This is a genomic window from Paenibacillus sp. Mc5Re-14, assembly GCF_001049835.1.
Classification (GTDB): domain Bacteria; phylum Bacillota; class Bacilli; order Paenibacillales; family Paenibacillaceae; genus Paenibacillus; species Paenibacillus polymyxa_C.
In genome coordinates this window covers 112104-134861 of the sequence record NZ_CVPD01000003.1, presented here as the reverse complement: position 1 = coordinate 134861, position 22758 = coordinate 112104, and the positions used below count along the sequence as shown (strand labels likewise).

The window sequence follows — 22758 nt, the reverse complement described above, 5'->3', positions numbered from 1 at the left end:
AATTGCGATGGCAGGAGTGGCTTATGATAGTTTGCCTATTACAGAGTCCGCTAAGAGTGGATATGTAAGTTATACATGGACTTACGAGACAAAAGACAGTGATGGAGATTGGGATAGAGATAGTAGTGGTAGTGGCACTACAGAAGCAATTGTAAATGGAACGGTGAAGGCATCTAACACTAAGGTTTTTGTTGGTGGGAAGGCTGTTGTTGTTAAAGGCGATCAAACAGATGAGCATTGGGTTGCTGGAAGTATGCCAACACACGGACATGGGGCTAGTTCACCTAGCGCAAGCCCCGGAAAATCAGGATCAGGATCAGGAACGGTTTCTATTGGATCTTCAACTGTATTCATTGGAGGTAAAGCAGTAGCCTTTGATGGTGCAGATGTTAAAACTACCGTTGGGAGTACATCTAAAATCAATGGGGGAAGCACAACTGTATTTGTAAACTAAAATGGGGAGGTGAAAATATGCCATACTCAGATTATTCCTATTTAGACCCCTTGCATATTATTTGGAGAAATGGAACGGCAGAAGACCCTTATATAGATCGGGCAGAATACTTGAAGATTCTGAACCATAAAGTTGTACTTGCTGAGATTCCAGACAGATTTACAAGGGTCAAGATTGCTGGAATGATTGAGATTAACTATGATGGAACGCCAAAGAAATCTATTCTTCCGTACCAGTTTAGTGTTAATTACTCAACTGGTGTGATTCAGTTTCATGAAACAATGGAGTCGAAGAAGATCAACATTGTTTATAAAGGCAAGGGGTTTATCCAATATCCATCAAGTAGAATCTATCATCAAGATGAGCTTAATGATGTTGTCGAATCACTCGATGTGATTATCGAGAGAGCTAAGACAAGCATATATGATGCTGAGAAGAGAATTAAAGACTACGAGAAGATGAGAGAATTAATTCTCGAAACGATAGTCGATTCCGAAAGAACAACAAATGATGCCAAAGATGCTACAGAGAGAGCGATTGTGGCAACAGACAAGGCTCTGGATGCGTATCAGACGACACGACTGGTGTTTTTGCCATATGTCAATAAGTACGATGATATTGCTGTTGAGTACCCAAACCCTGATGTTGGTTGGACTGTTCAGGTCTACGATACAGGTATTCGCTATCGTTGGGATGGGATTGATTGGGTTCCTATTGATCTATTTGGTGGTGGTATTCCACTAGCTGATGAAACGATTGATGGCTTGCTGTCCAAAGAGGACTATAAGAGACTCAGGATAATTGATGAAGAAACTTATTCCAAAAGAGCATTAGTTTTTGTTGTTCCATCTTATCCACTGCAAGGCGTTCAAACAATCGTTGCTAGATTTCCATTTGATGGGAATATTATTGGCATCAAGGCTCTTTGCGGAATTAAGGGAGATAGCGATACCGAAATAGCAATTGAGAAATCAAGAGATATGGTTGATTGGAATAATATCATGCTAACCAATCTATTCTTCAAGGCAGGATCATTTTTTGATGATGGAACAGCTTCGGTATTTGATAGCGTGGTTAATGAAGGCGATCTGTTTAGGATCAATGTAATTCAACAGGGCGTAGGCATACAGAATGTCACGTTGGAGATTATCATAGCAACAACAATATAATTGAGAGGATTGATATAATATGGCAAAGCCAATTATCTACTGGTACGACTCTACACATACCGCACAAGTTCCTACTCCTTTTGACTTTGGTGTCATTGACGCAGGAGATGAGAGCAACGTATTTACCTTTAATATCTGGAACAACAAAGGTGGTATAGCTGACGTTTCGAAAATGGAAGACTGCACGATCACTACACGCGATATGGATGGTGGTCTTGGTAATACAGTTGGTAAGATTGTACAAGCAGTTCGTGATGACTGGTTCCATGCTCAGATCGACACCTTGGCTGAAACTGACCTGTCGCAAAATTCGTCTAAGATTGGTGCGAACTACTCTAAAGCACTTGGCACAACTGGAACAACTAAACACCGCAAGAGTTTGACAGCAACCACTTGGGTAGCAAGTACAGCTTATACAGTTGGTGATGCTGTTAAACCAGCAGTAGCAAATGGATTTATATATGTTGTTACAACAGCAGGAACTTCGGGTGGTACTGCCCCAACATGGTCTACAACTGAGGGAACTGCTGTAACTGATGGCTCAATCGTGTGGGATACTGTTAAGATCGAGCATAAACCAAATGCTAAAGAAATCTTGGGTGTGCAGAATGATGGTAGTCCTACAAATGCCGCTGGCAACTTTGCTACTGTTACCTTACAAGCTGTTGTTCCATTAAATGCTGACGCTGGTAGACAAGATTTTAAAGTTCGTGCTTCTTATCGTTATGTATAAAGAGCAGAAGAAAGTACTGTAATAAAATAACGGTTAGTTATCACTTTAAAGGGTGGAGGACTTATGTTCTTCACCCTTTATTTTTTTATCAACAATTTATTCCAATACAATGGATGGGGGCTAAAGGATATGTTTATTTTGGGGAATCGACAAATGACACAATCGCCAGTAAAAGATCAGAGTTACGTTTGGGTGGCTGAATATTATGATGGAACAAATCTTGCAGAATACAGCTTCGACACAGGAAAACCAAATAGTTTTTATGCAGTAGACAAGAAGAAGGTTGTTAGATTCGGTCTTTTAGGAGAGAGTTCGCAAGCATTTTTTGATGTAGGTAATGGCGTATTCACAATCAATAATCATAGAATTACAGTTTCATATGAAGCCGAAGGGGTTGAGTATCCACTCACAGGCAGAGCTTTAGTGTACAACGACTTGATTACTTATAAGGATGCAGTATCAGATGCCGCTCCTTTCATGCGTGGAGAAGGTGCATTCACTAACTCAATACTTCAATTTAACATTGGATATAAAAAGAAAATGGAGTTATTGGATGTTAATATTAATTTTCAAAATGTATTGAGCATTCCAACATACGATTCTCCATTTTTTCAAATCAAGATTTCGGCAGACAAAGACTTAGATGGAAAACTGATTATCAGACGCAATGGAACTATTGTAGACGAGATTCATGCTCCATTGAAGGCTGACATGTCAGGCAATCTTAACTGGACTATTCGTTAATGTGAGGTGATATAAATGGCTGTTCAAGAGATTGGCATAGTTATCGAATTAAATGTTGGCACTTACAATAATACTGTCTATAAGAATGATCGTCTCCAACTCGCTGAAAGAGGAGTCGATGGGGATGGGAATATTATCTATGTGGATAGTGGCTATTGGGAATCTGAACCAATAGCGATTAACGACAAGGTTGCATCATTTAAGAATGTTGCAAGAACTGTGTACACAGTTGGTGGAGCAACATATAAGACATATGTGAAAACATCATCAGATGGATTTGTGTGGAGTGACTATATGGAGGTTGATTCGACAGGAACAATCAACAATTCTCCTGACAGATGGGCTAAGATCAAAATCGAAATCTTTTCAGAAAAAGTCCTTTCTAATTTCTATGTCGATCAATTTGACGAAGTTGGAAAGTACAACAATGAATATTTAAACACTGCTGGTGGGGCGCTGTCACTAAAGAAAGTATATAGCCACAAAATGGAAAAAGTTAATGATAATGGGATTCTTCGCACTCAGGTTATTGAGAGATCGAAGTTTAAGAAAATTGATTCCTTGAAAGTAAAAAGAGGATGATATTTAAGGAGGAATATAAATGGCGACGATTGGACAACAACTAACTACACCCGAAGCAGGATGGAAGAGATATGACGAAAGAAGCCCTTCAATCGTATTTGATGGGACACCGATGAGACAAGCATATTCAAGTAGCGGCACATATAGCAGTACTCTTTCTTATCCTGACTACGCTTCTAACCCAAACAATGGGGTGAGGTTTAAGTTCACAGGGAAAAAGTTGATCGTAGGAGTTTTATATTGGAATACTGGTGAGCATTCAGGATTCAACATTGAGGTTGATGGCATTAATTATGGAAACTTTCAGACTGGAATGAAATCGAGTAACATGGGAAGCACAGTCGGTTTTGTTAAAACGGACTTTCCTGATGGAGAACATACTGTAACTTTGAAAGTTGTTGATAAGAGCGTGTTTGGAGTTAGCGCAAGTTCATTTGCTCTTGACTTCATTGACATTGATTCGAATGGTCGATTGTTTCATCCAGATGAAGTTACTGATTTGGCTGATATCTCTGTTGGGAAGCGAATCAGATGCCATTATACTTCAAGCACAGGAATGATGGGTTCGTTTTCGAACTTAGGGGAAGAAACATCTGATTTTATTCCTGCGACAAGCGCACAAATTCCAAATGGAGACTTTTACTTTATTCTCAAAGGTTACGAAGGGGAGAATTGCGTTCTCATTGCAGACCGTAATATACAGAATTACATCGCATTTAGTACTATAAATGCTAAGGGAGCAGTAGATGGTCTGCCTGTTAGTATCATATATGTTGATTCGACAAGCGGTGTAGACACCAATAATGGATCAAAAGAAAAACCTGTTAAAACAATCGCGAAAGCAATTGATCTTTCTTCGCATTATGGTGTTGTCAAATTGTCGAGTGGCGTTTATGCGACACCAACGCTTCATGGTTTGGTTACGTTGAAAGGTTTAACTTATGTTGGAGAAAGTAAAAATACAATAATTGAACTTGCTTCTGGCGCTCAAAGTTATGATCAACCATTAGGAACATCGGCGTTTTTCCAAAATCTTATCATTAGACCATCTAATACTTATGGTGGTGATACAAGATTTTTTTGGTACAACAGTAGCTATGGTAGTGGTAATTTTTTTATGGACTTTAGAAATGTTGTATTTTCGAAAAGTGAAAATAAAGCATTCCCATCAGATGTTGTATTTTGCTGGTCAAACAGTGGAGTTAGTAACCCACAAGTTTCATTTATCAACTGTTCGTCAAACGCTGGAAGATATGGATTGGAAGCGAATGGAGGGATTGCTAGAACTAGACACTTTAATTGTGCTTTTTCTGAGCCAAAGATATCATCCACTATGGAAATCCCACTTGCGACCAATATTGTTGGAACTTTGTTCGACCAAGAATTTAACATTACAAGTGATGGATGGGCAGATAAGGGGCAGGATAGAAGAAGTGGTAAACCTATCAGCATTGGCGTTTACGGTGGAGAGTTCAATTGGAGTGCTTATAAATATAGAGCATCGGTAAAAGCTTTAAGGTTATTGAGTGGTGGCGTTTCATCCGTTGATAAAAATAATGAATGGGATGAAATTATTGTTGGATCAACATTAAATGACACTATTGCTAAAGGCGATCAGAATGTTTGGAATTGGGGTACAGTTGCATCATGGACTTCTTCTATTCCGATTACTAATTCTGGAAACAGGGTTCGAAGAGGTTCGCCTACTGTAAGTGGTTTTTACGAAGATAAGGCTATAACATATTCGGATGCATTTTCTGGATATCGTCCAGTATTAATTATTGAGTCTCCAATTAAAAACAAGTCGTTTATCTTCATTGATGGCGAATATAAAAAATACGAAAAAGGTAATCCTGCAAGTATAGCCAACATTATAACGACCCCCAAAATGACAAGTAACACTACACCATCTGGTGTAGCAAGTGCAAGTAGCATTTATAGTAGCGCCTATGAAGCGTGGAGAGCGTTTAATGGTCAAGCAGTAGGAGCAGAAGATTGTTGGGCATCAGGTGCAGGAAGCCCAAGTGGATTTTTATCATATAAGTTTGATAGAGCCACTATTATAAACGCCTATTCAATAACATCAAGAGATGAAAGTGACATAGGGTCTGCTCCTAAAAATTGGACTCTCGAAGGAAGTGACAATGGGACAAATTGGACTGTTATTCATACTGCTACCGATCCAACAGGATGGACTCAGAAGGAAACAAGGTTGTTTAAGTTGGACAAAGACTATTCTTATATATATTACAGATTGAACATAACATCAAACAATGGCTTAAACTACACAACTGTTGGCGAATTAAATCTTATTAGGATTAGTGTTGTTAGTGAGGTGCCATCAAAGTGGACTACCATATCGACAACTTTACCATCAGAAGACACTTTTATGAATGAAGGTATGGACAATTTATCTGCGCTTGATAGAGGATACGTAACGTTCGTACAGCCTATGGTAGATGGCATAACTTATGGTAAGGGAATGCTGTTCAAGTCAAATGTAGACTTAACAAAGTTAATCGACATTAAAAGTATCAATATCAAGAAGTAAGGCTAAAATGCCTTGCTTCTTTTTATTTTTTTAGGAATGGAGTGAAGATGTATGGCTGGAAACGCAAAACCAAGTGTAGCAGGTATTAAAGGCGAAACATCAATCAATTTAAATGGTTCATTCGCACGTTCACACAATGGAGCCATGGATGTTTATAACGACATAAGCGCTCTATTCGATGGAGCGACCACGACCACATCTGTATATGGAACTCTGCTTCTTATGATAGGAGGAGTTGGTCAAAATTATATTGATTTTGATTGTTATGAGGACATTAAGATTTGGTGCATTGGAAGTAAGGCATATAGTGATGGTGGCGGTGGCACTCCTAAGAATATTCTTATTGAAAAATTTGGTGATACTGGATGGGCTACTGTTTCTGAAAGAAGCACATATAACAATGGAACATGGTATGACCTTACGGGAGTGCTGGAAGCTGGAAGATATAGAATTAGACCAAAATCGAATTATGTTGTTATGGATGAATGGTACGTAGAGAGGGTTAGAGATGGGAATTTCCTTCTGCAAGACGATAATGGAATAGTCAAATCTATAACACCTTCTAGGATCAGTAATGTGGATTTAGCAATGACAAGTAACACTACACCATCTGGTGTAGCAAGTGCAAGTTCACAATTTAGTGCCGATTTTCCAGCATGGAAGGCTTTCAATCGAACGACCACAGATATAAATGACTGTTGGGTAACAGCAAACAATGTCTTAACAGGTTGGTTGCAATTTAAGTTTAACCAGCCAAAAATCATTGAAAAATATGCAGTCACCTCAAGAAATGCAACATATAGAGGTGATATAAAAGCTTGGACGTTTGAAGGAAGTAACGATGGTATAAATTGGAAAGTTCTGGATGAAAGAAAATATGAATCAACTTGGAATCCATACGAGAAAAGAGAATACAACTTAAAAGTTAAGTTCAATTCATTTTTATATTACAGAATTAATGTTACTGAAACAACTATGGTTGGTGGAGCAACATATTTGACAATTGGAGAATTGACATTTTACGAAAGAAGTTCTCCCGATCTTATCGTATTGGACTCTTATGACAAAGATGACTTCACTAAGTATGGCATGTATGTAGTCGAACCAGATGTTCCGATTATGAGAATCAGAGATGTTGTCAAAACATCATCCAGTCTTGGGAAAGGGAAAACCTTCTCTCATCGAGTCGATTTGGAGAAATATAAAGCAAGTAAAATTATATTAGGAGAGTGAAAGTATGGCTACTTATGGAACTAAAAGTCTTATACCAAATATGACTAGCGCAACCGCTCCTAGTGGTTTGGCAAGTGTTAGTAGCTATCACAGCACATCAGGTATTCATCTTGCTTTCGATGGCTCAATTACAATGTCTTCATCGTGGGTAACGAATGGAGTAACAACTGGATGGATTGAATACTCATTTGCAAAAGAAGTTACGGTAGGTAAGTATGTGATTTATCCTCAAGCCACTTTCCTTGTAAGAGCGCCTAAATCATGGACACTCCAAGCATCTAATGATGGTGGGGCAACATGGGACACTCTTGACACGCAAGTTAATGTTACTGGTTGGGCTAATAGTGTGGGGAAAGAATTTATAATAACAACACCTAAGCCTTATAAAACATTCAGGTTGAACATAACTGCTAATAGTGGAGACTCACAATATTTGTCGATTAGCGAATTTCAGTTGTTTGAATATATTCCTGACAGAAAATTTCTTATTAAGAATGAAAATGGAGAGATTTTTACTGCTACATTTTCAGACCCTAATCTCAATGTTGTTCCGAAAATGACAAGTGACACAACTCCTAGCGGAAAAGTTATTTACAACGCCTATCAAGGGTATCCTCACTACGGTTGGGCAGCATTTGACTATTCAGCATCTACAGGGTGGTTGGGCGCTACAAACCAAACTTCAAATCAGTGGGTTGGATATGTTTTTGAATATCCAAAGATAATTGGAAAATATATAATTTACCCACATCCATCAGATTTGGAATACACTCCAAAAAACTTTAGATTTGAAGCCAGTAATGATGGAGTTAATTGGGTCGTTCTCGACAGGAAATTAGGTGTTACAGGATGGGCTATAGGTCAAAGAAAAACATTTATCATTGATAATATAGACCCATACACACATTACAGAATATATTTCGAATCTACTACCGCTGGTAATAGATACTGTGGCATCGGAGAATTAGAAATGTATGAGACATATTCCACACTATTTTCTCTTGGAGCAAAGAATCCAACAGCCGAAGATTTTGAAAAATACGGATTAAAAGTAGGAACGATTTTATCATTAAATGCAGAGTTCTCTACTAAAAAGGTATACATGGTTTCCAGCACTGATTCGGTTGGCTCAGGGAGAGTATTTAAGAAGAGAATCAATACTATGAACATGCCAATCAAAAGAGCATCTAAAGTTGATTAATAGCTAAATTAGGGAAGGGGTTGTTTGCGTGTACTTGAAGAATATGATTCCTAATATGACAAGTAGCTCTACTCCATCAGGAATGGCGAGTGCATCTTCTTCGGAAGATACTTCGGTAGAAGCTTGGAAAGCGTTTGATGGAAAAACAAATACTGTTTGGAGAACTGGCAGAGGAGCTAACAAAGGGGTAATTCAATACGCTTTTGCAAAAGCTCAGAATATAAAAAAGTATACTATAGTAGCTGGCGGTGAGGATGGAACTAGCGCTCCAAGGAATTGGACTTTTGAGGGTTCATATGATGGTGCAAATTGGGCTGTATTAGACACTCAGATAGATCAAACCAATTGGATAGGTGGTGCATGGGGAACCACGCAGAAAAGGGAGTACAGTTTTACTAATGATAATTTCTATAGTTATTATAGGTTGAATATCACTCAAAACAATGGCATGTATTATTACCTATATATTTTTGAGATTGAGATGTTGGCACCAGAATACGAAAGGAAGCATTTGATTTACAATAATAATAAATATATTAAATATGATGGGAATGTTTTTGTTGATGTAGTTATTACTGGATCAGAGCCTACAGATCAAGAGTATATTGACAACGGAATGGATGATCTATCTATAATTCCTGAATCTGCGTGGAATCAACTTCAAGGAGATGTTGATTTTTGTTTTTTTACGGATGACCCATACTTAGATTACTTTAAATTACTACTTGACTCTTTGCCTTATTCGCTGGAGGGTGAGTGGGGAACCAATAGCATTTCAGTCATTGAGTACACTGACAGCGTTACTACAAAAGACTCAGTTATCACAACAGATATCGAGCCAATGTCAGTATACGAGGAATTGGGCGACAAGGTTGATGTTCTCTATTACACGGAAGAAAACATAACTAACCCTAATGTGGAAATTATAGCAAACTACAGTCCGCTAGACGAGATCAAGAGTGATTTTCAAGTTGTCACTTGGACTAATGAACTTCCTTCAAATGGTGGTGTGACTCGATTTGTTGAAGTCAATGCATTGCCATTCCAGCAATTGCTCATCAATCAAGAAGACATTGAATTTCTTGGTGATATTAAATCATTTGTCGCTCAAAGAGTGGAGAATGGGTCTACTACAGGGAAAACAAGATACATGTTCTCTTTTGATGGAGGCAATTCATGGCTTGGATATATAGCAGATAAATGGAGACAAATAGATACCAATGACAAAGATTCAATTACATCTTTAGGTATGACTGCTGATCAGGTGAATAGAATCAAAACAAGCATGTGGGAAAGAACGATCAATGATGAAACAAGAGTTGCGTACTATATTGACGAAAGAGAAAACCTTGACGAAGATTCTCAGATCGAATTTATGAAGTACACAGCAATGGCTAATGCCAACGATGTAAAGTTTAGCGATTTGGCATTTTACCTTCTTAACACTACAGCGACGATCAACCTTACATTTGCAGGGAACAAGTTAAAAGGTGTTCTTGATGATGCAGATAAAGGTAAGGTTAAGTATCGTGTGCTTCTTAATGGAAACCCATACTATCCTGCGACTGGTCATTTTACGGAGTTACTTGCTTCTCCATACGACATTAACATCGTTGTCGATGATAGGATGATTAACTTTGGTGTAAACAATACAGTAAAAGTAGAGTTTCAGGATTATTGGGGTCTTGTAGACGCTTGGACGATGACTTTTATCGGAACTCACTCTGGATTGGTGTTTACAGATGAGTCGGGCAGCTTCTACACCACAGCATTTGGCGAAGTGTTGAAGAACCTAGACTTCGGTCAGATCATTGCAGGACAAACAACAGTTGATTATAAGGTTCTATTGGTAAATAACATTGGTTACGATGTGGAAAACGTATCGCTTACGGCTATACAGCCAATGCGTAATGGCACCCCACTTAATGGTGTAACTGTCGAGTTGTCAAAAGAACAAACGCCATTTATTCCACTTCCTGAACTCTTTTATCCAGATGTGCTTTCGACAGGGGATTCAGTGGGATTTGCTGTGCGGATTGCAACTACAATTACGGCAGATGAAGAACCATCTGGCAAGTTTGATATTCGGGTAAATGCAGACAGAGTTATTTAGTCTCAATACAATGAGATCGGAAGTGAGATAGATGAACGACATTTGGTTCTATGATGATGTAAACAGCACCTTAATGATAAGGACACCCTCTAACAGAATGGAGGGTGTTTTTAAGCTGTATCAAGTGGACGACAAAGACATGGATTCAACCATGATTGTCAAGATTAAAGATGAAAATCCTCTTGTCTCTCACCTTTCAGTTAGGACTCAAAAAGAGTCAGATTTAAGGGCGACAATGGATATCAAGTATCGTGGAAACGACGATCAATTTGAAAGTTTCCTAGAAGTTATAGGATCAACATACCTTGATTCTTATTTAGAAATCAGACCTAACAATAGGATGTTTGGTATATTTGAAATCCTACCACCTCCAAGAGTATTAAAAGAAGCGTTTAGCACAGAAGATTCAACAACTCGTAGTAGACCAGACCTAATGACGATTAACTATGGTGATTCTCAACGTATGATGGTTGGTAGATCAACCTCAACTACTGATGGTGAAGAGTACATGGAATCATTCATTAAGTTTGGGAACATCAAAGATTATCTTCAAGACTTGCAACTCCTAGAGAAAGCAAACCTAAGATTGTACTATGTAGGTGACTTCATAGAAGACGTTGACCTTTCGTTGTACCTTCCAGACAAAATCTGGTATGAGTATGGTATCACACATGCAAACAGACCAAGCCCAATTGAATTGATTACTAGCTCCTACACCATCAATACTGTCGAAAGGTATGTTGAGTTTGATATCAAGGAATTGGTAATGAGATGGCGTAATGAACAAACGGACAACTTTGGTTTAATTATCGCATCGAACAATAAGTATGCAACAAGCTTCTACACAAGAGAAGGTAGAATGAAGCCTTTCATAGATATAAAGTACATCTCCAACAAAATCTACAGTCCTGGTAGAGCTGATATAAACTCTACAATGTTCATCATTGGTGGAGGAGATGTTGATATAAATGGTAGGTTGACTGTAGATAGTACTTACACTAACGACGATCAATTTACTGCTTCACTCTATGTTCACAGAGCCGAGTATCCAGTTCCTTATGATGTGAAGGCTAACTTGATTGCGTCTAAGCCAGATCAACACGCTACTATGAAAATCACCATTCGTGATGAAGATAGTAGACCAGCAACGCTGACTGTATATGGATATAGAAACGAAGACAAACAATCTAAACTAGGCATCAGTAAACCAGACTTCGCAGCGAGACTTACGGTTGACCCTAATATTAGTCTCGAAGCAACGCTAATGGTTCGCTATGATCTGAATGAAGATCGTGAAGCTACATTTGCTGTTTCAAGAGAAGAGCTTGTTGGTACAATGCGAATCATTGGTATTAATGAATCACCTCTGGAAGCGATTATTGAGGTTCCAAACTACAGTTATGTAGAAAGTACGATTGGAGTATCAAGGGATGAGCTTCTTGGTTTCTTTGATATTCATAATGTAGAGCAGAAAGACGCAACGCTGTATGTAAAAGAACGTGAATACATGACTGGAACAATGTTTGTCAGAAGTGTAACAGAGTTGATATCGACAATGGATGTTAAATACATGGTTCAAGTCGATGGCACACTTACTGTCAGTAAGAAAAATCTCCATGGATTCCTGTATCCTAGAATTAGTGGAGAAGATGATATAGAGACGTTTGCCTATATAAGAGCAAGAGATGCAAGTGACCTTGGATCATACCTGAGTGTTGGAGGATTGATGGGGGCTTACTACTTCATCATTTAACAAACAAGCCCTATGGCGAAAAGCTATAGGGCTATCATTATTATTGAAGGAGATGTTCATATGACTCAATATGTTGATGCATATAATCGTGTTTGGGGAGATGGAGATATCACAAATAGTATAGACATTCCTGCATCAATGAATTTACTAACGTTCGAAGTGGCAGATGGTACAACATACACCGTAGGTATTCCTGCTGGTACTTATGGTTTTAATGGCGTAGTACGAAGGGCTGACCTTGTAGATGAGTTTAATCGTCAGCTTGAAAGTTCGGGAGTGCCTATAAAATGTTATGTTGGTGGTGTTCGAGGTGAAAACAAGAGATATAATTGTATGGTTTTCCAATCGAAAAGTGATCAAAAGATAGTGAGCATTACAGGTTCGTTCCTTCCTCATTTCGAGGATTAATTTCTAAATGGAATCTGGATTTTATTGAGAAGTATAGGAGAGAAAATGCAGTAAATTACTAGGGTCTAAAAATAGGGGAATATAGACTCCAGTAAACACTTTCTATATTGAACCCTAAATTGACAATGAAGCGAGGTAGTGCATATGAAATTGGTTATCGAGAAGAAGTTGGCGAACAATAACTACGAGGTGAGTATCGCAGTTGCCGACATTCAGGAAGTTGAAACTGAACTCTTTAATGATTATGGCAAGATTCAGATCAACATCGGCGGTGAACTAAAGGTTACTGGTGGTACCACACCAGAAGCAACCATTGGTGATTCCTTCAAGTATCTTCCAACGGACTTTCCGATTGTTCGTGTATTCACGCAAGCGCAATATGGCGATAAAGCGCAAGTTGTTGCAAATGCATTCGCAGACACAATCTCTGAACGAGTACAAACTGCTATCACAGCTTTGAAAGCGAAATCGGATAGCTTCACTGGTACTACAGAAGTACAACTGTAAGGCAAATAAGAGGAATGTCCAATGTGGCATTCCTCTTATTTTTGTTTGTACAGAATCGTTGTCAATACATCAAACAGAATAACCCCTCATCACTTTATATAGAGAGAGGGAGTGATAAACTAATTTTCTAGTAAAGGGGTGTGATTCCCGATGACACCAGAGGTTATGCAAATCGTCGTTCCTGCACTGACAGCGATTGTTGCATCTGTTGGTACGTTTTTGGCAACAAAAAACACTAACAAGAAAGATATAACGCTGAACGATAGAATGTCATTATCCGAGGATGAGAAAGCGTTTAGGCAAGGCTTGATGGATACTCTTAATGGGTATAAGAATGACCTTGACGAAGCAAGGGAAGAAATCAGGACTTTGAGCGAAGAAGTTACACAGCTTCATAAAATCAATCTTGATTTGACGTTGGAGAACAAGCGTCTGCAAGTGAAGGTTGACGATTTGCGTACTGAACTGCAAGCGTTCAAAGGCAGAGAGGTGTGATGACCTATGAAATGGATTAAGGATGGTCTGTCGATGGATGAAACTAAAATATCGGCATTGATTCTAGCTTTCTTCATTACATTGGTGGTTGCTCTGTATCAGGCTGTAAATTTTGGTGATATTTCAGACAATATGCTGATGTTACTTGCCTACGAGCTAGGAGCATTCACAGGCATCAAAGTTGCAGAGACATTCACAACGAAGAAGAGTGTCGTTACATACGATGATTCATCAAGTATGGACGACACAGGCACAAAGCTTCCGTAATTAACTTTTAAGGGAGCTAAAGAAAGTACTATAATAAAAGGAGGTAATGGTGTATGGACTTGCAGTCATTACTCAAAAAGAGTGAGACAAAATTGAATGCAATTAACCCCACACTGAAAGCTAAAGCCATTCAATTAATTGAAAAAGCTTACTCCGAAGGTATTTGGATTTTAGTTACACAAGGGCTAAGAACAATTGCAGAGCAAAATGCATTGTATGCCCAAGGAAGAACAACATCTGGCAAGATCGTGACAAATGCAAAGGGTGGTACAAGCTACCACAACTTTGGACTGGCGTTTGATTTTGCAGTATATAATTCTGATGGTAAAACCATCAATTGGACTATAGACAGCAGATGGAAACGAGTTGGTGCAATTGGTAAATCGTTGGGTCTTGAATGGGGTGGAGATTTTAAGTCAATTAAAGATATTCCTCACTTCCAGCTCACATTTGGTCTTACTACAGCACAGTTGAGAGCAGGAGCAATGCCACCTACATCTGTTCCTTCAACAAGTGGCACAAGCAACTCAGCCAGTTCAAGTGGTGTAATTCAAATGGGAGACAATAATAACAATGTTGTTGCTCTACAACAGAAGCTTAATGCTGTTGGTTATAGTCTTGCTGCTGATGGTGATTTTGGAAAAGCTACTTATGATGCTGTAGCAAGTTTCCAGAAAAAATATGCTTTAACCGCTGATGGTATTGCTGGTCAAACAACACTGAAAAAGCTTAATGCTGTATTGGACGCTGCTAAGACTAAGACTGAAAGCAATATTGATACTAAGACAGACAAGGGAGATGATGAACCTATGGAGCTGGCACAATGGCAGAAAACCACAATCATCGAAGGAGTCAAGAAGTATAACAAAGTGATCGTTGATGGTGAGCCTGTAATCAACAGTCCGCAAACGTGGATTGACAAGGTTAATAAAGGAACACTTACTGCTGGTGAATTGGCTACACTGACATTCGCAATCGTTAGCAGAACACAGAACTAAAAGGAGGGCTTTAAATGCAGGAGAAAGTACAGACAAGAAAACCACGCGCTAAGGCAGTTCAGGAATCAGAGGTCGTAGAGAAGGTTGAAGTGGAAGTAGGGGTAGAAGTGAAAGCTAAACCTATTTCTTTGGGTATCGCTACAACCAACCTTATCGTTGATGGCAAGGGAATTGAGCAGGGTGAACAGCTTGACATTCTCGAAGACAAAGGTGATGAATGGCTCACAGATAGAGGTCTTGTGTCCAAGCTGTTCCTGCTTTTGAAGAAGATTAATTAAGGTGGGTGATCGTCAATGGAAGTTGTAGTTCGATATTCTGATTTTTCGGAAGTGATCAAAGAGGTTCAGATTCCTATTGACGCAGATAAACGTAATGTCATCAGCATTGAATCCAACCAAGCAGGAGATGCCGATATCGTCAAGCTGGAAAGCATTGACGAATCGGTTTCTTTCTCGGTTGTTCAAACGATGAGCAAGCCTGATTTGCGTGACTACGTTCAACTGCTACAAAAGATTCTTGTACAAATGAAATAAAGGAGATGATTCAAGATGGAATATATTGTTGCTTTATTGATTATCGCTATTATTGTTATCCTCTACATCAAACAGCCAAACAAGGTGTATGACGTTGTGATCGGTTCGTTGGTAGGGACTCTACAGAGTAAAGAAGGCGAGATTGTCTATGGGTTGTATAATAAACTCCCTCAGAGTATTAAAGATAAGGTCGATTCCAAGACTGTCGCAGAAATCGTAAGCTTCACCATCGAAATCGTCGCTGACCTTCTTGGCAAGAAAGAAAGCACTAAGTAAAACTAAGCACCTTCCCTTAAATGGGAGGGTGCAATTTTGTCGTTTATAGAGTGATTAAATAATGAATATAAAATGATCAGAGCGGACATAATACTTTTGTACCTTATTTGGAGGGTATATTGAGCAAGAGGACGGTAGCGAATCCACCATATAGTTTCGGCTATTTATGTGGTCAAAAATTGCTACCGTCTTTTATTCGTTTAGGTATGATGGCATGATGATTCATAGACAGTAGTAACAAGAACCGAATTAATAAAACTATAATGAAATTTTCAGGCTTTGAAAAATTCACAAAAGTAAAGTTCACCAAACCCTTTGACTAAGGAAGGGGGTTATGCTAAAATAAAGGATAGTGCATATTCAACATTATTACCCAATGTTAATGGTCTGACTTTTTGAAAGGCAGACCATTTTTTTATATGAGGTGATTATTTGTCTAGGTTTTCTTTAAAAACACAAGAGGATTTTGAGAAATTTAAAGAGGAAAAAGAAATCAAAGATAGATATAGTGATGGTATGGATTTATTTTTATGTTAAGGGTTCGGAATAAAGTTTGACTTTACACTTTCTCATACTTATAATTAAGCTGAATTGCCATATTCAGAGTTCCACCCAAAAGCCTTCCATCCCATAGGAGGGCTTTTGTTAATATAAATATAAAGAGGTGAAAAGAGAATGGGTGAAGCAAAAAGAAAATTTATAGAAGCGTATAAAAACGATCTTAACTTGAATGCTACTTTAGAAAAAATGATTGGTAATTTAGACGATCAATCTTCTAAATTAAAAGAAATGACAAAGAGTGAAAAATACAAGGAATCTTATCATTTGCTTAAAGCGATTATTAGTGATTGCCAAGACGTGATGGCAAAAATCGAACTCAAATTAGATGGTGATGTGGAGCTTGTAGAGGAATTTCAGCTCACGGATGCCGATGAATACTTTTCTCGTTAAACACGAACAATCATCAGCTCATTCCTGGTGGCCAAAATCTATATAACCGAACATTCAAATTCCGGAAGTACATAAATCGTTCGTATATTGCTCAAAGGAGAGAATACCAAATGAACGAACCAATGAAGAGAATTGAATTTTTTAATTTTATAACCGAATTAGAAAAGCAAGAAGACATAGCGTTACTGTTAGGTACGTTTCTTGGGCTTACAAAGGAACAACTTTCAACGTTGACTCCTAGCACAGTGTTTGAGGATGGATTGTTTCCATATAACGAAGATAGCAGCGAACCCTCTGATCGGAAGCTTTTAAAAGCTCTGCTTGAAAGAATGAGCGAAGAAGAAATCCTTCTTATATCCAAAGACATGGATGCACGTTTCACGCAACTTGGGATACTTATAAATAAAAAGGATATGACTTTCTCCTATATAAGAGAAAGCGGCAAAGCCGCTGGAGCATTTTGATGTTTACGTAACGAAAAAATGGGTATTATATTAGTACACCTTAGAATTTTCCCCTTAACCAGACACGTCCTTGATAGGGCGTGTTTTATTTTGTCTGATCTAATATGTCTATAGTTACATATATAAACATATGTACAAAACACGACTTTTGTGCATATGTTTATGGGAGAAAAATAAAAGGACTACCTAATTGCTCAGGTAATCCTTTTATCGGGAATTTCTTTTGTATTGATGTAACTATTATACCCTATAACAAACAGATTATTCAACTTCTTTCGACTGGTAATAATGTTTTTCAATAGCTTCTTTAGACAACTCTAAAGCTTGCTTTAGACAAATACGAATGTGATGGTCATCTACAAGCTCACCTAAATCTTGTCTAGCCTTTAGGGAATCAGTCATACTGTTAGCTATATTTTCTAGTTGACCAGCAACCCATTGAACGTCCTGTACGCTCATTTTCACAACAGTTCAACTCCTTATTTCTATGTAGATAATAAAAGAGGACTACCCCACCCGCCAAAGTTTGGTAATCCTCTACATTTTTTCTTTAGTCATCGGATTACCCGACCCGTCGAAAAGTTTGGCAACCCTACTTATATAATATACAATAGTTGTAAGTAATGAGTCAAGTCCGATTTTTGTTCAGTGAAACAAGCAACATTTAGCGAAATTTAATACACGTTTAAGAACCTCCAATTTGATCGTTAAGATGAATAACCTGACTATGCAACTGAACAGGTACAGTGACAAATAACAAAAAGCTAGTCGCGATGATCAGAAAAGCAACCTTTTTCAACATTATCTAACCACACCTTTTCAATTATTTTTGAGAACTCGCTCAATGTCTCAGGAACCGCATGAGTACGGAAATGCTCAAACAGCCCTATACAGTTTATATAATAGCTCTCGTTGTTTAGTATATGGTAACTTACCAACGAATACATCAAGTATTTAAAACCATCATCGTATGAACCTCGATGTAGATGGTAATAAGCTAATTCATAACTCAAACGTGCGGATTGCTCTGGTATAACTTGTTTCGTATACATATCCGTTGACGGCTGTTGCTGCTGAGTAAAAGAATCAATTTCAAAGCGCCGAAGTATGTCATCTACATCCAGCTTATAACGATTAGCCGCCATCAAAACATTTAACAGTTTGGTGACCATTTCTTTATCTGCTTTATTGGCTGAAACAGCAATGTATTCAACATACTCCGTTAGCACACTGGTATCTCCAGACAGGAGCTTATTAACGTGAGTATTACCTTCTGCCCAAGTTTTGTACAAATCGATCCAGTATTGGGTATCTTCGTCAGTCTCTTTGACCCAATCTAAATTGGCGTAGGCGTAAGTATATTGTAGAGCTTGTTGATAATCGCCTTTGGCTTCGCAGACACTAGCACACAATAGATCAGCATAGGTGATGTATACAAACAAGGGACGAGTTAGACTTTTAGTAGATTCATCACGTTCTCGACTGTTCTGTTGATGTTTCAAAGTGTATTGGATTTCCGCCTTAGCTCTCATTTTTTTAGCGATTTCCTCAACCTTATCCCATTTACGTAAAGACCTGTATACGTTTGCTAAATCCTTCAATGCGTCAAGTTGGTCTATTTCATTAAGGCGCTCAACAAAAACTTCAAAAATCGTAGCTGCACTAAGATTACGGTTTTGATCATCTCCAATTTGGATTTTGAAAATCCGATATTGACAGATGGCTAAACGTTCAGAATGTTGATATCTCTCCGCTTCGGCTACCCCTTCATAGAGTATCAATGCAGCTTCTAGCTTTTTCTGCGCCAACAATCCTTCTGCAATTTCAAATAGTTTGGGCGAATACATTAGATTGTCCATGATGGCTCCCACCACTCGACGGATCGCATCTAACTTGTCCAACTCTGCACAGCGAAACAAAAATGGCTCAATTCGTTTCATATTTGGAGGGTGATCTATGATGTAATTTTCCGCGAACAAGTCGTAAAAGTGACCCTCTGGCAAACCCATAGCCTTAGTAATTAAGTCAAGCTGGTTAACAGACAAAGGCTTATTCCCTGTTACAATAGCGCTTACTGCTCCCCTATTCATCCCTGCGATTTGTCCAAATTGCGATAATGTTAAGCTTTCTTGTTGTAGAAATCTGTCTAATTCTGCTCGAATCGTGGGTGCAATTTTCATCAATAAACCACCCTTTCAACGTAGACTAACAATACGATGCATAGTTAAAATTATTATGTAGTTCTGAAACAAGTAGTAGAATACCCTTCTTGATTGTACCATCTTTTGGAATAAAATCATATACATTTCATATATGTATTTTAGATACCTTTAGGATAGTTTTTCGAGGATTTTATGATTAAAAGTATCGGAAGAAAAAGCTACAATTCGTTTGAAGATATTCTAAAAAAGAATTTATAAAATAATAATAAAAGACTAACTACAAGGATAGTTAGTCTTTTATTATTATTGCTCTCTTAATTTACCTTTTAGTTGACTTACACGACATTGAGATACACCCAATATTTCTGCGTATTGCTTTTGCGTATACGATGGGTGTTCCAGCATTAAATCGTTGAGTTTTTTAAGCATTATTTCAGGCTTCTGATAAATGCGTCTCTTCGGTTTTTCAACTTTAGATATTTTGTCATTTGATATTTTTGGAGAAATTTTACCTTCCTTCAAATCGTATGCACAATCAGAGCAAATAAAACTATCTTTAAAATATAATAATCTATCAATCGAACCACAAGTTTTACAGGCGACTCCAATATATTGTCTAAAAGCCAGCATTCCAGAATCTTTGTCTACAAATATTTCTAATGGATCACCGATGTCAATCCCCATCGTTTCTCTCATTTCTTTTGGAATTACTATTCTTCCAAGGTTGTCTAATGGGCGAGTCATTCCAGTGCTTTTCACAGTTAAAATCCTCCTGCTGAATAATGGCAAAAGGATTGCCTAGTATGAAGCTCAGGCAATCCTTTTGCTTTGTTGTTTTTTTTACTGCAACTATATAAAGTCAAGGTTTTACATTGGTGACAAATTGCGAGATCCCTACAACGACCAGAAAAAGATAAATCACAACAATACCCAAAACAGAAAATCCCACAATCTTCCATACTTTTTTCTTATTCAATCCAGCACCCCCCCTGTTGTCAGTGTAGCATTAGAGCGTTTCAGAGATAAGTCTTACCTCTCTTCCTTGTGTATCACCTGACAAAGTGTGTTTAACTGTTCCGTAAGTCAATCCCCATGTACCTTTAAAGTCATGTGCAAAGTAGTTGACTTGGTAAGCATACTGGCGATCTGCTGATGTGTAAGGTCTTTCTTGGTTTACTGTAATGCCGATAATAGGGTTGTAATTGCGTACGACCATACCACCTCCACTAAGCACCTCAATCTGTTGGTTGCCTGGAGTACCGCTTACTCTGTAGGTAACAGTAGACCGAAGTTCACTTACGGTTATACCTAAAAACGTTCCTTTGGAACTATCAGAAACCGTATAATTCATTGCCTGCGGAGTGACTTTAGATGAAGTATCTTTGGACGGAGCGTCCTCTTTATGGCTTACTACAATATCTCCACCAAAAAGTGAAACGTCCTTCTCGCTACCGAACGCTTTTACAACTTGCTTTTGTACATCCACATCGTTCAAATACTTAATGAACTTATCTTGATCAGATTCAGACAACTTGGAAAATTGTTCTAAAGTTTCCTCGGCACCATCTTGACCTTTAAGCCATTTAATGTAATCTGACGGAGAGTTAATTTCGACTTGCTGTTGTTGTGTTTTAGAGGTAGTCTGTTCAGTAGTGGGTTCAATGCTTGTTGTTTGGGCAGAAGCAGCCATCGGAGCTACTGCCATAAGAGCTAAGACACCAGTAAGGATAATTGCTGTTTTCTTCATTTTCAACGAGCACTTCCTTTTCTATAATATGTGGAATACTTAGCCATTATACCACAATAAAAGGAAATGTCTGTATAAAAATATAAGAATTTTGGAAAATGATTCTTTGGAACTATTTTACCAAAATAAAAACCCCTTCCACTATGAAGGGGCTTCAAGAGATGATTGAAATTAGCTATTCGCTCCATGATTATAAGGTTGGAGTTGGAAGCTATTCGCTCCATGATTGTTCGGGGCGAACCCTCCGATACCGCTCACGCTACCGAACAGAAACAAAGCTACTACCATCAAACCTAATGCCTTTTTCATCTTTTAACACCCTTTCAAGGATAGTTTTGTTCAATGCATTATATTCATTTAGCTGCTCTTTAGTTGCATGGGTACTAAATGTAACAAATAATGCATTGATTTTTTTATACCCTGTATCATCTTTAAGTTTATCAGACATTCGCAAACCATTAAGTGTAATGTTTAGTGCATTGAAATATCTCCCATTTTTAAAGTTATATAGTGCCATAAGATATAGATGGTCTATATAATAACGTATATTGGCTTCCTCTTCGTACTCTCCGTCCAGAGCGTTTAGCTGAATTTCAAATTCTTCTAATGCCCAATCAACATTATGATTATTTTTTATAGCTGATTCCAGAATTGTTATAATTCCCGGCAGCAACTCTACTTCCTCGGCATTGTGTATGAATTGAACGTACTCAGGGAGCACATCCATTTTTCCCTCTAGTAAGTCAAGGACGTATGTATTTGCTCGTGCAAGCATCTTGAAATGAGCCACATCAGCTTGACCTTCCTCGCCCAACCCGTACATCCATCCCAACTCAGAGTATTTTTCAATGCAGTCACGGGTTCCTTCGTAATCACCCATCTTCTGTAATGCAATACCTTTCATTACCATCGAAAACCCGAAATAGAAAGCGACACTTCTTTTAAGTCTTCCAGTATCAACTCTCGGCTGTTCTTTTGCTTGCCGAAGTTGGTTTTCTTCGTACAATCCTTTAATCGACGTATAAAGCTTGTCCGCAATATGCACCATAGATTCCCAGTTTTCGTTAGAAAACTCTTCTTTTAATATGTCTGTCAAAAGGTTTATGTCGCTTACTGATTCCAAAATTGCTGATTTGAACATGTAGCTTTACCTCCTGATTACATTTTTAACCATACTATAACATATTTAGGCAGCGGTCAATTACTTAGTTAAGTATATTTGGTGACAAGTTTTTACAAAAAAACAAAAAGAAATAGACCGCCCTGTGCAAAGGTAAACGGTCTATTTCGTTGAACCAGAACACGGCTGACCGCCTCATCCAAAGGTAACGGTCTATTTCTGAACCAAGCCTACTGCTGACCGCTCTTCAAGGCGGCTGTTGTAAAAGAGTGGGGATGTTTGCGCATCCCTGCTCTT

At 38.2% G+C, this 22758-nt stretch carries 25 protein-coding genes; 20 read left to right on the top strand and 5 right to left on the bottom strand.

Annotated features, from left to right (window positions below; translation table 11 throughout):
* The first annotated feature begins 7 nt into the window (after positions 1-7).
* The 20 genes from BN1546_RS26915 (at position 8) to BN1546_RS26820 (ending at position 17432) form a co-directional block, all read left to right on the top strand.
* Positions 8-454 carry a hypothetical protein gene (locus tag BN1546_RS26915; RefSeq protein WP_090739502.1) on the top strand — a complete coding sequence of 149 codons (447 nt, stop codon included), beginning with the start codon at positions 8-10 and terminating at the stop codon, positions 452-454.
* Between the two features lie 17 nt (positions 455-471).
* A complete protein-coding gene (locus tag BN1546_RS26910; RefSeq protein ID WP_090739501.1) occupies positions 472-1623 on the top strand; it encodes a hypothetical protein in 1152 nt (383 codons plus the stop codon).
* 19 nt (positions 1624-1642) lie between these two features.
* Positions 1643-2356 carry a hypothetical protein gene (locus BN1546_RS26905; RefSeq protein WP_090739499.1) on the top strand — a complete coding sequence of 238 codons (714 nt, stop codon included), beginning with the start codon at positions 1643-1645 and terminating at the stop codon, positions 2354-2356.
* A 63-nt stretch (positions 2357-2419) separates the two neighbouring features.
* Positions 2420-3100: a hypothetical protein gene (locus BN1546_RS26900; RefSeq protein ID WP_255305656.1), complete on the top strand. Its 681-nt coding sequence runs from the start codon at positions 2420-2422 to the stop codon at positions 3098-3100.
* Positions 3101-3115: 15 nt separating this feature from the next.
* The gene (locus BN1546_RS26895; protein WP_090739497.1) at positions 3116-3682 is read left to right on the top strand and encodes a hypothetical protein; all 567 of its coding nucleotides are present in this window, start codon (positions 3116-3118) and stop codon (positions 3680-3682) included.
* 19 nt (positions 3683-3701) lie between these two features.
* Positions 3702-6233 carry a discoidin domain-containing protein gene (locus tag BN1546_RS26890; protein WP_090739495.1) on the top strand — a complete coding sequence of 844 codons (2532 nt, stop codon included), beginning with the start codon at positions 3702-3704 and terminating at the stop codon, positions 6231-6233.
* A gap of 51 nt (positions 6234-6284) precedes the next feature.
* Positions 6285-7466 carry a discoidin domain-containing protein gene (locus BN1546_RS26885; protein WP_090739493.1) on the top strand — a complete coding sequence of 394 codons (1182 nt, stop codon included), beginning with the start codon at positions 6285-6287 and terminating at the stop codon, positions 7464-7466.
* A gap of 4 nt (positions 7467-7470) precedes the next feature.
* On the top strand, positions 7471-8667 hold the full coding sequence (locus BN1546_RS26880) for a discoidin domain-containing protein (protein ID WP_090739491.1): 1197 nt from the start codon (positions 7471-7473) through the stop codon (positions 8665-8667).
* 43 nt (positions 8668-8710) lie between these two features.
* Positions 8711-10780, top strand: coding sequence for a discoidin domain-containing protein (locus BN1546_RS26875; protein ID WP_255305662.1), 2070 nt, complete (start codon positions 8711-8713; stop codon positions 10778-10780).
* 31 nt (positions 10781-10811) lie between these two features.
* On the top strand, positions 10812-12533 hold the full coding sequence (locus BN1546_RS26870) for a DNRLRE domain-containing protein (RefSeq protein ID WP_090739487.1): 1722 nt from the start codon (positions 10812-10814) through the stop codon (positions 12531-12533).
* A 60-nt stretch (positions 12534-12593) separates the two neighbouring features.
* Positions 12594-12941 carry a hypothetical protein gene (locus BN1546_RS26865; protein WP_090739451.1) on the top strand — a complete coding sequence of 116 codons (348 nt, stop codon included), beginning with the start codon at positions 12594-12596 and terminating at the stop codon, positions 12939-12941.
* Positions 12942-13085: 144 nt separating this feature from the next.
* Positions 13086-13448 carry a hypothetical protein gene (locus tag BN1546_RS26860; protein ID WP_090739450.1) on the top strand — a complete coding sequence of 121 codons (363 nt, stop codon included), beginning with the start codon at positions 13086-13088 and terminating at the stop codon, positions 13446-13448.
* Between the two features lie 150 nt (positions 13449-13598).
* The gene (locus tag BN1546_RS26855) at positions 13599-13943 is read left to right on the top strand and encodes a hypothetical protein (protein WP_090739449.1); all 345 of its coding nucleotides are present in this window, start codon (positions 13599-13601) and stop codon (positions 13941-13943) included.
* A 6-nt stretch (positions 13944-13949) separates the two neighbouring features.
* Positions 13950-14210, top strand: a complete 261-nt coding sequence (locus BN1546_RS26850; RefSeq protein ID WP_090739448.1) for a hypothetical protein — start codon at positions 13950-13952, stop codon at positions 14208-14210.
* A gap of 53 nt (positions 14211-14263) precedes the next feature.
* Positions 14264-15208, top strand: coding sequence for a peptidoglycan-binding protein (locus tag BN1546_RS26845; RefSeq protein ID WP_090739447.1), 945 nt, complete (start codon positions 14264-14266; stop codon positions 15206-15208).
* 14 nt (positions 15209-15222) lie between these two features.
* The gene (locus BN1546_RS26840; protein ID WP_255305655.1) at positions 15223-15486 is read left to right on the top strand and encodes a hypothetical protein; all 264 of its coding nucleotides are present in this window, start codon (positions 15223-15225) and stop codon (positions 15484-15486) included.
* A gap of 15 nt (positions 15487-15501) precedes the next feature.
* Positions 15502-15741, top strand: coding sequence for a hypothetical protein (locus BN1546_RS26835; protein WP_090739446.1), 240 nt, complete (start codon positions 15502-15504; stop codon positions 15739-15741).
* A 15-nt stretch (positions 15742-15756) separates the two neighbouring features.
* Positions 15757-16017, top strand: a complete 261-nt coding sequence (locus BN1546_RS26830; protein ID WP_090739445.1) for a hypothetical protein — start codon at positions 15757-15759, stop codon at positions 16015-16017.
* 675 nt (positions 16018-16692) lie between these two features.
* Positions 16693-16968, top strand: coding sequence for a hypothetical protein (locus tag BN1546_RS26825; protein ID WP_090739444.1), 276 nt, complete (start codon positions 16693-16695; stop codon positions 16966-16968).
* Between the two features lie 110 nt (positions 16969-17078).
* On the top strand, positions 17079-17432 hold the full coding sequence (locus tag BN1546_RS26820; protein WP_090739443.1) for a hypothetical protein: 354 nt from the start codon (positions 17079-17081) through the stop codon (positions 17430-17432).
* Between the two features lie 261 nt (positions 17433-17693).
* Here BN1546_RS26820 and BN1546_RS26815 read toward each other — a convergent pair whose 3' ends face one another.
* From BN1546_RS26815 to BN1546_RS26795, 5 genes are all read right to left on the bottom strand, one after another.
* Entirely contained in the window at positions 17694-17897 is a 204-nt protein-coding gene (locus tag BN1546_RS26815) for a hypothetical protein (RefSeq protein ID WP_090739442.1), read from the bottom strand.
* 299 nt (positions 17898-18196) lie between these two features.
* The gene (locus BN1546_RS26810) at positions 18197-19612 is read right to left on the bottom strand and encodes a helix-turn-helix transcriptional regulator (protein ID WP_090739441.1); all 1416 of its coding nucleotides are present in this window, start codon (positions 19610-19612) and stop codon (positions 18197-18199) included.
* A gap of 285 nt (positions 19613-19897) precedes the next feature.
* A complete protein-coding gene (locus tag BN1546_RS26805) occupies positions 19898-20353 on the bottom strand; it encodes an AbrB/MazE/SpoVT family DNA-binding domain-containing protein (RefSeq protein WP_090739440.1) in 456 nt (151 codons plus the stop codon).
* 247 nt (positions 20354-20600) lie between these two features.
* Positions 20601-21341 (bottom strand): hypothetical protein, encoded by a 741-nt coding sequence (locus tag BN1546_RS26800; RefSeq protein ID WP_090739439.1) that lies wholly within the window; start codon positions 21339-21341, stop codon positions 20601-20603.
* A 259-nt stretch (positions 21342-21600) separates the two neighbouring features.
* Positions 21601-22482: a DNA-binding protein gene (locus tag BN1546_RS26795; RefSeq protein WP_090739438.1), complete on the bottom strand. Its 882-nt coding sequence runs from the start codon at positions 22480-22482 to the stop codon at positions 21601-21603.
* Positions 22483-22758 lie beyond the last annotated feature (276 nt).